Genomic DNA, 11,437 nt, shown 5'->3' with positions numbered 1-11,437 from the left:
CCGGCAGGACAGAGGGGGGCGCGAAGGAACGCAACGGTTGGAATATTTCTGCCATGCCGCGCGACCGTAGCTTGCCCCGTGCGGCGGCGCCCTTCCTCAGCTTCGGCCGGATGCTGCGCCGCTACGGCTTTGCCATCGCCCCCGAACAAGTCACCAGCTTCATGCAAGCGATAACCTTGCTCGGACCACGCTCGATGGCGGACATACGCGAGGCAGCCCTTGCCACGCTGGCGCCGCCGCCCGATCGCCGCGCCGAATTCGAAGCCCATTTCCAGAGCCATTTCTATGGCAACGCGTCAGCCGTGATCGAAGGCGACGCCGACGAGGAAACGCGCATCAAGGATGATGGCGGTGCCGACGATGAACGGATCGAGGCCGAGCAGAGGCAGGAAGGCGGCGAGTTGTCTTCGGCCCTGGAGCAGTTGAGCACGCGCGACTTCCAGCGCGACCACGACAGTCTGACCACCTTTCGCCGAAAGCTGTCATCGGCCCTGCCCGCCCGTCGCTCCTTCCGCACGGTGCGTACTCATTCCCGCGGCAAGCTCGACCTGCGCCGCTCGCTCAGGGAAATTGTCGGCGCCGATGGCGATGTCCCCTGGCCGCTATTGCGTCGCCGCCAGATCGTGCCGCGCAAGCTGTTGCTGCTGATCGATGTCTCAGGCTCGATGAAACTGCACACCGCCGACTATCTCAAGCTGGCGCATGCCGCCGTGCAGGGCGCGGATCGCGCCGAGACATTCACCTTCGGCACGCGGCTCACCCGCATCACCTCGGCATTGCGCATCCGCGACCGCGATCAGGCGCTGGCGTGGGCAGCAAGCCAGGTCGACGATTGGGATGGCGGTACCCGCATGGGACCGACCCTGCTGGCATTCCTCTCGGTGCCGCGCTTTTCGTCGTTCACGCGCGGCGCCGCGGTCGTCATTCTCTCCGACGCGCTGGAGCGCGGCGACCATGCCGAACTGGAGATTGCCATGCGCAGGCTTAGCGCCCGCGCCTTCCGGCTATCGCTGGCGACCCCGCTGGCCGGCGATCCACGCTTCCAGCCGGCGACAGCGGCGCTGCGCGCCATCCTGCCCGACCTCGACGATCTGGTCGACGGCTCGTCGCTGGCCGGCCTCACCGATTTCATCCTGTCGCTCGCACGCCCCGCCCCGGCGGCCGCGACCATCTGGAAAAGGGTATCGTGATGCAGAAAGCCATCGACGCGCATTTCCACATCTGGCGCCAGAAAGACCAACCATGGCTGGTCGGCCCGATGGTGCCGCGCATCTTCGGCCCCTACGAGCCGATCCGCCGCGACTATCCGATCGGTGAATTTCTGGCCGACCAAAAAGGTTCGGGCGTCGAAAAAGCCGTCTATGTCCAGACCAACTGGGCCAAGGAGGATTTCGAGAACGAGGTCGCCTTCCTGCAGCAGACCGCCGACGAGACCGGCTGGCCGCACGCTATCGTCGGCTATGCCGACATGACAATGGACGATGTCAGGCCGCAGATCGACCGGTTGATGAAATACAGGCTGCTGCGCGGCGTGCGCATGCAACTGCACTGGCACGAGACCCCGGCCTTCCGCTTCGCCGCCTCGGCCGATCAGGTGATCGACCCCAAGGTCCGCGCCAACGTCGCGCGGCTGAAGGATTATGGCCTGTCCTTCGACCTGCAGCTCTTCCCCGCCCAGATGAAGGACGGGCTGACGCTGGTCGGCGAAAACCCGGAGACGAATTTCATCCTGACTCACACCGGCATGCTGACCGGCATGGAACCGGAAACCACCGAAGCCTGGAAGGCCGGACTGCGCACGCTGTCGGGGGCACCCAATCTCTACGCCAAGCTTTCGGGCCTCGGCACCTTCGTTCACCGCAACGACCCGGCGCTGATCGCCTACATCATCGACAATGCGATCGACATTCTGGGCAGCGATCATCTGATGTTCGGCTCGAACTTTCCCATCGAAAAACTGTGGACCAGCCACGCCGAACTGATGAAGGCGCACCGCGATGCGGTGGAGAAGCATGGCACGGCGGCGGAAGCCGACATTTTCTGGAACGCGGCGGAGAAGGTTTATAGGCCGGTGTAGCGCATCTTTCCTCATCTCACCTCGAACTGTGGATCGACCGGGATCTGCATTGCCGTCACCAGATGGTTGGTCTGTCCCGCCAACCCGATGATCGACACCAGCTCGCCATGCTGTGCGTCTGTCATGCCCTTGGCCCGCGCCGCCGCGGTGTGCGAATGGACGCAGTAGGAGCAGCCATTGGCGGTCGACACCGCGATGTAGATCATCTCCTTGGTCAACGGATCGATCGCGCTGTCGGCGACCATGACCGCCTTGAGTTGCTCCCACACCCGCTTCAGCGCCGCAGGATCATTGGCCAGCCCACGCCAGAAATTATTGACGAAATCGGATTTACGCGTCGCGCGGATATCATCGAACACCGCCTTCACTGCCGGGATTTTCTCCACCTCGGCATCGTTCAGAAGTCTGGTGGTAGACATGGTGTTTCCTTTCGTTTCTCGATGCCGCACGATTGAATCGGACGCTGAACAGCCGCCGCCAATCCATTCACTTCATTCGCCTATTCGCTTTTGCAGTGCAAACGGCATCGCGACGGTGTGTCGAGATTCAGGTCAGGCCGACTCGAAAACGGCGGGTTCCGAGAACCGGAGCAGAGTGTACTTGAAGCACGTGAGCACCTGAAGCGCAGGAAGCCAGCGTTTGCAGGCCGGCCTCACCTGAATACCGACACAGCTCTAATGCACCGCGGCATACATGATCTTCTCCTCCGTCGCCTCCGCCGGCGAAAACTCCTCGACGATGCGGCCCTGACGGCAGACCAGGATCCGGTCGGACAGGTTCATGATCTCCGGCAGGTAGGACGAGATGACGACCACGGCCAGACCCTCGTCGGCCAGCCGGTTGATGATCTGGTGGATTTCGGCGATGGCCCCGACATCGACGCCGCGCGTCGGCTCGTCGAAGATGACGATGCGCGGCTTCTGCACCAACCCCTTGCCGATCACCACCTTCTGCTGGTTGCCGCCGGAGAGCTCGACCACGCGCGCATTGTCGTTGATCGCCTTGATGTTCAGCGTCTTGGTCCATTCGGCTGAAAGCGCGCGCATCTCCTGCTGGTTGATCACCCAGCCCTTTTCGCGGCCTGCTGCCAGCAGCCCGCCGAACAGGTTCTCGGCGATGCCCATCGTCTCGAAAATGCCTTCGCTCTTGCGATCCTCTGTGACGTAGACGATGCCATCGGCCACCGCTTCGCTCGGCACGAGGTAGCGCACCGGCCTGTCGTCCAGCTCGATCGCCCCGCCGCGCAGGAAATCGCGTTTGTAGATGCCGGACACGATTTTGAACGTCTCGGTGCGGCCGGAACCGATCAGCCCGAACACGCCGGTGATCTGGCCTTCGAAGATCGAGAACGAATTGTTGCGCACGACATTGCTCATTGAGATGTCCTGCACCGACAGAACTTTCTTCCCCGCCTTGCGCAGCTTGGCCTCGTCTCGCTGGCGATAGATCTGCCCCGATAGCGTGCGCCCGACCATGGCGGCGACGATCCGGTCGCGATCGAAGGCCGCCGTGTCGTCGGTGATGACCAACTCGCCATCGCGCAGGATGGTGATGCGGTCGGCAATCAGCAGCGCCTCTTCCAGCGCATGGCTGATGAAGACGATGGAGACGCCGCGCGCCTTGAGGCGCCGGATCAGCGCGAAGAAGTGCCGCTTCTCCTCCGGCGTCAACGTCGCGGTCGGCTCGTCGAAGATGATGATCTCGGCATTGTGGTGCACGGCGCGCGCGATCTCGACCATCTGGCGCTTGGCCGCGCCAAGCGTCGCCACCATCGCGTTCGGGTCGACCGGAAAATTCAACGACTGCAGGAACTGCTGCGCGGAAATGTAGGTGCCGCGCAGCCGGTTGAGGAATTTCTCGGTACCGAGATAAAGATTCTGCGCCACCGTCATCGACGGCACCAAGCTGGTTTCCTGGAACACCATGGCGATGCCGGCTTCGAGCGCTGCGTGCGGCGAGGCGTAGGCGATCTCCCGGCCCTTGTGGAACATCTTGCCCGAACTGGCGCCGACCACGCCGGCGATGACCTTGGTCAGCGTAGACTTGCCGGCGCCGTTCTCGCCGAGCAGCGCGTGGATCTCGCCCTTGCGCAGGTCGAAGGTGACGTTCTTCACCGCGGGCACGCCGCGATAATTCTTGGTGACATTCTCCAGGCGAACGATCGGTTCCATCAAAAACTTCCCGAAGCGATAGCCAACACGCAGTCGCCGCCCTTCGAGGCGACAAACAGTTCGCCATCTTTTTCAAGCACGCTGCAAATGCCGTGACGTATGCCGTTGGCGCGGCTGTGCAGGCTGAACCGAGGCTGCATGTTCTGGTCGAGCCTGACCACCAGACCGTAGGAGCGGCTCGGCGACCAGGGCTTGTGGATGCCCATCGTGCGGATGCCGCCGCATTGCAGCGGTTCGAGGAAGCTGCGGCTTGAGGCCAGCGCCGGTGCGATCCAGTAGGCCGGCGGCACCTGCTCGATCATGTCCTGACGGTAATGCGTCTCCTGCAGCACGAATTCGATCAGCCGGTTGCGCGGCGCAAACAGCGTCAGCCAGGCGCCTCCATCGGCGGATGGCGACAGCCGCGCGGGATAGCCGGGCAGATGGGTCAACACCGTCGAGCGGCTGCCGCTTGCCGCACCGAAGCGGATGAGCTGATGGCGCCAGCTCTCGCTGACCAGCACGTCCCCGCCGACGGGATGGAGCCCATAGGGAAAGGCGATGGCGCCGGCCAGCTTGCGGAAGTCCCCGCCTGCCGCATCCTGCTTCCAAAGCGATCCCGACGCGCCTTTCTTCATCAAATCGGCGGCCCATTGCGATGGCGCGTATTCAGCCGAACCATTGGCCAGCCACAGCGCGCCGTCGTCGGCATAGGCGAGCGCGGTGATGCAGCTGACACCGGCCGGCAGCGAAACATCCCTGCCGCCGACCAGCAACTTGCCGCTTTCCAATCCGACCGCCAGCTCGCCCGATGGCGAGAGCGCCAGCGCGGAAACGGTGGACGAAAAGGTCTCGACCAGCTTGGGCGCGGTTCCGGCGGCAATCGAATAGACGGCGTTGCCGCTGGAAACGAGCAGCTTGTCGCCAGCCACCAGCAGATTGTCCGGCTCGGTCAGTTCGACAAAAGCCGGCGCATCATCGAGCCGCGTGTTGGGGCGGAAAGCGCCGTCCAGCGGCGGGATCGTCACCGCCTTGCCGCGAAATATATCCAGGATCGGATCGAGGATCATTACTTTGCTCCCCAATAGGAAGCCGGGCTGGTCCAATTCGGGTCGGCGCCAGCAATCTTGTAGCGGCCGATGCGGTTGTTGAGGATGCCGCCGACGAAAAGATATCCCTTATGCTCGCGCATCGAGGTGACCATCGGATGCGCGCCGCCCGAGAGGTCGCCCATCGCTTCGACGATGCCGCCTTTTTCCGTAAATTTCACGACGCCCCCGGTGTTGATGTTGGGGAACAGCCATTCGTCCTGCGGCAGCCGTCGCGTCATGCGCTTGCGCATGTCGGGATGGCGCAGCGACAGGTCGAAGCTCGGCGTGCGCATGCCGAGCCACGCCATCCAGTAATTGCCGTCGGAAGCGCGGTTGATGTTATCAGGATAGCCCGGCATGTCCCGGATAACGCATTCGGCGGTGCCGGCCTTCGGCCCTTCCAGCCAGTAGCGATGCACACGGCAGACCCAGCTCTCGGCGAAGAACAGCGACTTGCCGTCATGCGCCATGCACACACCATTGGTGTAGCGGTAGCCGTCGAGCAGCGTCCTGGTCGATCCGTCCTTCGGGTCGTAGACCAGCAGGCGGCCGGTGGCGCGGTTCTCGATCGAATCCAGCGCCCAGTCATGCGCGTCGTAGCGCTTGGTCGAGTCGGTGAAATAGATGCGGCCGTCCGGCGCTATGTCGCAGTCGTTGGGATCGCGCAGCCGTGCGTCGTCGACGACCGACGTCCAGGAGCGCGACGTTTCGGCCGACAGGCGTTTCACCTCGCGATCGGGCGAGACGGAATAGAGCCCCATGGCGCCGACACAACTGATCAGATTGCCTGGTTTGTCGAAGGCAAGGCCGAGCGGAAAGCCGCCGATATGAGCGAACACTTCCGACTTCACGTAGTCCGGCGCGAAGAAGCGGACGATCTCGCCATGGCGCGTGCCGCAATAGAGATGATCGTCACGGTCGAGGATGACATCTTCCGGTCCTTCCAGTTCGCCGAGCCCGATATGGTCGGCGCCCGACAGCCCGTTGTCGAGTTCATAAGGCGTGCCAGAACCGGGCGCCGCCGACTGCGTCTCGCCCATCCTGAGATAGACCGGCGCGACGTAGACCTCGTTCAGCACCTTGTGGCGATTCTTCAACCAGCGGATGTCGATCGTCACCGCCACCGCCAGCATGATGCCCAGCACCATCTGGTTGGTGCCGGTGCCGTAGCCCAGCCGGATCAGCCCGTTGGTCATGGTCAAGACGATGATGGCGCCCATCAGCCCCTTGATCACCGAGCCGCGCCCGCCGCCAAGGCTGACGCCGCCGACCACCGCCGCGGTCAGCGCCATGATCTCGAGGTTGAGGCCGGTGCCTGGCCCCGCCCCGCTCAAGCGGCAGGCGATGAGGAAGCCGCCGATCGAGGCGCAGAAGCCTGAGAAGACATAAGTCATGAACACGGTGCGGCGCACACGGATGCCGGCATTGTGAGCCGAACGCCGGGAGCCGCCGACCGCCAGCACATGCCAGCCGGGCCGCGAGCGCGTCAGCGCGATATGAGTGACGATGGCGAGGATAATGGCCAGCCACACCGAGACCGACAGGCCCCAGAAGGTGCCGTCGCCGATGAAGTCGAGCACATCGGAGGTGGCCTGGGAAAGCTGCACGTCGGCGGCATAGGTGGTGACCAGGATATCGAACAGCGCCCGCCCGAAAATGAAGGTGACCAGCGTGGTGAGGAAGGCGCGCAGCCTGAGGTAACCGACGAGATAGCCGTTGACGGCGCCGAAGACGAGGCCGGCGGCGAGCGAAGCGGCCAGCGCCAGCCAGATCGACTGTTCGAGGATGAAGAAGACATAGACGGCGGAAAAGCAGGACAGCGCAAAGATCGAGCCGACCGACAGGTCGATGCCGCCGCCCAGCATCACCACCGTCATGCCGGTGACGACCATCGAGAATTCGCCGAGCTGGCGGGTCGATTCCTGCAGCGAGGTCAGTTTGAAGAAGCCCGGAATGATCGAACCGAACACGCTGAGTGTCGCCACCAGCGCCAGGAAGGGAATGGCGTTGTCGGTCCAGCGCTTGGTCAGGATTTCGCCGACCAGATGGTCGGGAACGAGATTGTAGCGCCAGGACTGGAGGCGTTCGCGAAAGGACATCGGCTCACTGCTGCCGCGAGAGAAAAAGGAAAAGGAAAGAGAAAGAGGTGGCCGGACGGTCCGGCCACCTCGCAGCTATCGGTTTCACGAGAACCGGTTACTTCGCCGCCGCTTCGGCCTGCAGAGCCTTCAGGTCCCAGCAGCTGTCGGGCTTGAGGTCGGCCTTGGTCGTCGCCTTCTCCAGCGTGTAGATGTAGGTGTGCGACGTGCCGGCCGGCTGGCCGCTCTGCAGCAGGAACTTTATGATGGCGTTCATGTCCCCCGACTGTCGGGCAAGGTCGGTCATGACAACCGCGCCATAGGTGCCGTCGGCCAGCTTGTCGCAGTCGGCCGCCTTTTCGCCGCCGCCAGTGGTGACGAGAAAAACCTTCCCGTCGAGCTTGGCGTCGCGGATCGCAGCGGACGCGCCGGTGGCGTCGCCGTCCCAGAAGTCGATGATGGAGCAGATGTCGGGATGCTGCTGCAGCATCGTTGTGGTCACATTGCGCGAGGTGGTGGCGTCCCAGTTGGAGTCCGGCTTGGCGACGACCTGGAAGTCGGGATGCTTGTCCAGCACCTTCATGATGCCGGCGTACTGGTAGAGGCTGGAGGAATTCGCCTGGTCGCCCTGCACCAGCCCGATCTTTTTGGACGAGTTCTCGCCGCAGCCCTTGATCGCGGCTTCCGCCTCGAGTTGGCCGAGCCGGTCCCAATCGCTGCCGACAAAGGCATCGGCCGGGAAATTGGCGGGATTGTCGACCAGGATCACATAGGTGCCGGCTGCCTGCGCCTTCTTCATCAGCTTGGAGTAGGAGTTGAGATCCGGGGCGTGGATGATCAGCACATCAGGCCTGGTGTCTGACGAGATGGCGTCGGTGATCGCCTGCGCGCCGGCATCGACGACCCAGTTCGGGTCGCGCGTCTCGAACGTGCCGCCCCAGGCCTCGACTTCGGTCTTCAGATAGTGAGCCCAGCCCTGCGCCAGGTCGAAGCCCATCGCCAGCGGCACCAGCATGACGCGTTTGCCCTTGAGTGCCTGCGCATAGGCAGCGGGACCCGGATCGTCGGCAGCGAAGCTCGGCGCCACGAAGGCCGTGACGGCAAGCGCCGTAGCGGCCGCCATGAGTGTCTTGATCAGTTTCATGTCACATCCTCTGGTTGGTCGTTGTTATCAGCGGCCGGCCCCAACCGTCCGCTTTGGCTTAGTCTTCCTGTTTGAGCATGATCTCTTCCGAAACCGGTTCCCATTTTTCGGGATCATGCTCTAGATGTCGCCCTGCTGCGCCGTCTGTTCGTCGCGCGGATTGATGATGCCGTCGACGATGATGGCACCGAGCAGGATCGCCGCCTTGATCAGGTTCTGGTAGAGCAGCGGAATGTCGATGATGGTCATCGCATTGAGCAGGATGCCGATCAGCGCCGCTCCGACCAGCACGTTTCGCACCCCACCTCGCCCGCCCGAAAGGCCGATGCCGCCGATCACCGCCACCAGCACGATGTCGTAGAGCAGCGTCGAGTTGACGACGCGGGTGTTGATCGAATGCAGGCTGGCCGCCGTCAGCAGGCCGGCAATCAGCGCGACGAAGGCGGAAAGCACATAGCGCAGTACCAGCATCGGCCGCACCGGCACGCCGATGTTGCGCGCGGCGACCGGATTGTCGCCGGCGAAATAGATGTAGCGGCCCCATTTGGTGTAGCGCAGGAACAGGAAGAACAGGAAGGCGAGCCCAGCGAAGACGAACACCTCGATGGGAATGTCGAGGAGGCGCATGCCGCCGAGCAGTTCCACCCAATGGCCCTGCGGCACCGGAACGGCATCCTGCGTGATCAGTTGCGAGCGCACATAGCCGAAGACGAAGGAGCCGGTCGCCAGCGTCACGAAAATCGCCGGCACGTCGGCATAGGCGACAAGAAAACCGTTGAGCAGGCCGATGGCGAGCACGCCGGCCAGCACATAGGCGAAGGCGAGCCCGTCAGGCGTTCCTGAATTCATCAACTGCAGATACCAGGCGACCGACATCGCCATGATCGCCACCGCCGACAGGTCGATGCCGCGGCCGATGATGACGACCGCCATGCCCAACGCCAATATGCCCAATACCGAGACCGAACGAACGATGGCAACGAGATTGTTCGGAGCGATGAAGCCCGGCAGGCCTATGGCCGCGGCAATGAACAGCATCACCGCTATGGCAAAGACAATACCCTCCTGGTTCAGGCTCTTGAAACTCGGCCGACCGATCGCGTTCATTGTCTGTCTTCACCCCGGCGGCAGCGCTGCCGACCCTGGGAAAGAAAGCTAATCGGCTCAACGTCGGTTCGTCAAATGAATCCGCGTTCAAAACACGGACTGCCGACGAGACTCGCGATGTGGACGCATTGATTGCTGAAGCTGGCGCAATGCCCGGAAACTCCAGCACTTTTGGCAATTGTTTGCGCCATCCCTGCGTCTTGCGCAAGCACGACACCAAGGCGCAAGGCGAAGATGGAATTTAACCGTGCGGTAGATGGGAAGATTCGATTTCAGTTCCCGGCCATGTGGCCGGAAACCTCGGCGCCGGCGGTCCTCGGCAACACCAGGAAACGGAACGACGCCACCAGCCCGATGACGCCGATCACCAGGAAGGTGACTCGAAAATCGACGAGGTCCAGCGCAGGCTGGGCCCTGGCGATCTGCGACAAATTGAGGATCGCCGCCGCTATCGCCACACCGAACAGCATTGCCACCTGCTGCAGCATCGAGGAGAGCGTCGCCGCCGAGCTGCGCTGCGCTGCGACGATATCGGCGAAGGCCAGAGTGTTCAGCGCCGTGAACTGCATGGAACGCGACAGGCCGGCGATCAGCATCAGCCCCACCATGAGCGCCTGCGGCGTCTGCGGCGAGATCGCCGCGCACGCCATGATCGACGCGGATGCAATGACGCCGTTGACGACCATCACCGAACGAAAGCCGAAGCGGCGCAGAATCGGCGTCGTCACCGTCTTCATCCCGAGATTGCCGAGGAAATAGGCCAGGATCATCATGCCGGCATCGACCGGGCTCATGCCAAAGCCGACCTGGAACAAAAGCGGCAGCAGGAAGGGCGTGGCGTTGATCGCGACGCGGAATATGGTGCCGGCCGCAAGCGTCGAGATAGCGAAGGTCAGCACCTTGAACGAGGACAGGTCGAGCAGCGGATGGGGCGCGCGCTGGAGATGCCGCACCGCCAGCCAGCCGATGACGGTCCCTGCCGCGATCAGCAGCACCGTCGGCAGCACGCCGTCGTCGGGATGCGCAATGCGCTCGAGGCCGTAGAGCAGGCAAGCAAGTCCCGCCGATGTCAGGAAAAAACCCGGCCAGTCAAGTCGCTTGGGATCGGCTTCACGATCGCCGGGGATGAAGCGGGCAACCAGCGCCAGCCCGAGGGCGCCGAGTGGGATGTTGATGAAGAAATTCCAGTGCCAGGACAGATAGGTGGTGATGAACCCGCCGAGCACCGGCCCGATCACCGGCGCGAACAGCGCCGGCCAGGTGATGAGCGCGGTTGCGTTGAGCAGTTCCGATTTCGACGCGTTGCGCAGCACGAGGATGCGGCCGACCGGCGCCATCAATGCGCTGCCGAGCCCTTGCGCGGCGCGCGCCGCCACGAACTCGGTGAGATTCTCGGAGAAGCCGCAGGCGAGCGAAGCCAGCATGAACAGTGCGATCGCCACCAGGAAGATGTTGCGCGCGCCGAACCGGTCGGCGAGCCAGCCCGACAGCGGCACGAACACCGCCATGGTCAGCATATAGATGGTGATGCCGATGCTCATCGCCACCGCCGGCACGCCGAAGGAGGCGCCCATCTGCGGCAGCGACGTCGAGATGATCGTCGAATCCAAGAGCTGCATGAAGAAGGCGATGGCGACGATCAGTGCCACACGCCGCGAATTCCTGGCTGGGTCGGCTGAAGCTTCAATCTCGGGGATGGCAGTCATGACGGACCGCTTTGAACAGCATTTGGCGGATGTCGTCCAGACAAGAGCCAACAAACTTTCGTGTCGCGGCGCGGCCTGCTATGG

Annotated in this window: 10 protein-coding genes; 3 read left to right on the top strand and 7 right to left on the bottom strand. The window is 63.2% G+C overall.

Going from position 1 to position 11,437, the window contains the following annotated elements; translation table 11 throughout:
- Nucleotides 1–53: 53 nt before the first annotated feature.
- Together LB551_RS28295 and LB551_RS28290 are read left to right on the top strand one after the other, a co-directional pair.
- Nucleotides 54–1,190, top strand: a complete 1,137-nt coding sequence (locus tag LB551_RS28295; protein WP_224624460.1) for a vWA domain-containing protein — start codon at nt 54–56, stop codon at nt 1,188–1,190.
- Complete coding sequence (locus LB551_RS28290) at nt 1,190–2,077, top strand: amidohydrolase family protein (RefSeq protein WP_224661255.1); 888 nt, start codon at nt 1,190–1,192, stop codon at nt 2,075–2,077. The genes LB551_RS28295 and LB551_RS28290 overlap by 1 nt, the downstream gene beginning before the upstream one ends.
- 11 nt (nt 2,078–2,088) lie before the next feature.
- Here LB551_RS28290 and LB551_RS28285 read toward each other — a convergent pair whose 3' ends face one another.
- The 6 genes from LB551_RS28285 to LB551_RS28260 all read right to left on the bottom strand — a co-directional run bounded on the left by LB551_RS28285 (nt 2,089) and on the right by LB551_RS28260 (nt 9,647).
- Nucleotides 2,089–2,496: a carboxymuconolactone decarboxylase family protein gene (locus LB551_RS28285; RefSeq protein WP_224624459.1), complete on the bottom strand. Its 408-nt coding sequence runs from the start codon at nt 2,494–2,496 to the stop codon at nt 2,089–2,091.
- Nucleotides 2,497–2,751: 255 nt separating this feature from the next.
- Nucleotides 2,752–4,248: a sugar ABC transporter ATP-binding protein gene (locus tag LB551_RS28280; RefSeq protein ID WP_140553815.1), complete on the bottom strand. Its 1,497-nt coding sequence runs from the start codon at nt 4,246–4,248 to the stop codon at nt 2,752–2,754.
- A complete protein-coding gene (locus LB551_RS28275; protein ID WP_140553813.1) occupies nt 4,248–5,297 on the bottom strand; it encodes a hypothetical protein in 1,050 nt (349 codons plus the stop codon). Before LB551_RS28275 ends, LB551_RS28280 begins: the two co-directional genes overlap by 1 nt.
- Entirely contained in the window at nt 5,297–7,417 is a 2,121-nt protein-coding gene (locus LB551_RS28270; RefSeq protein ID WP_224624458.1) for an ABC transporter permease, read from the bottom strand. Before LB551_RS28270 ends, LB551_RS28275 begins: the two co-directional genes overlap by 1 nt.
- Nucleotides 7,418–7,514: 97 nt before the next feature.
- Nucleotides 7,515–8,540 (bottom strand): sugar ABC transporter substrate-binding protein, encoded by a 1,026-nt coding sequence (locus LB551_RS28265; protein WP_224624457.1) that lies wholly within the window; start codon nt 8,538–8,540, stop codon nt 7,515–7,517.
- Between the two features lie 120 nt (nt 8,541–8,660).
- Nucleotides 8,661–9,647: an ABC transporter permease gene (locus LB551_RS28260; protein ID WP_224624456.1), complete on the bottom strand. Its 987-nt coding sequence runs from the start codon at nt 9,645–9,647 to the stop codon at nt 8,661–8,663.
- Between LB551_RS28260 and LB551_RS28255 the strand changes: the two genes are divergently transcribed.
- Nucleotides 9,647–9,892 (top strand): hypothetical protein, encoded by a 246-nt coding sequence (locus tag LB551_RS28255; RefSeq protein WP_224624455.1) that lies wholly within the window; start codon nt 9,647–9,649, stop codon nt 9,890–9,892. The two genes, LB551_RS28260 and LB551_RS28255, sit on opposite strands and share 1 nt — an antisense overlap.
- Before the next feature lie 27 nt (nt 9,893–9,919).
- Here LB551_RS28255 and LB551_RS28250 read toward each other — a convergent pair whose 3' ends face one another.
- On the bottom strand, nt 9,920–11,353 hold the full coding sequence (locus LB551_RS28250; protein ID WP_224661252.1) for a DHA2 family efflux MFS transporter permease subunit: 1,434 nt from the start codon (nt 11,351–11,353) through the stop codon (nt 9,920–9,922).
- Nucleotides 11,354–11,437: the final 84 nt, after the last annotated feature.

Origin of the sequence: Mesorhizobium sp. BR1-1-2, assembly GCF_020165435.1 — a bacterium.
Taxonomy (GTDB): domain Bacteria; phylum Pseudomonadota; class Alphaproteobacteria; order Rhizobiales; family Rhizobiaceae; genus Mesorhizobium.
The sequence above is the reverse complement of the archived record's forward strand: the minus strand, read 5'-3'. Positions and strand labels throughout refer to the sequence as shown.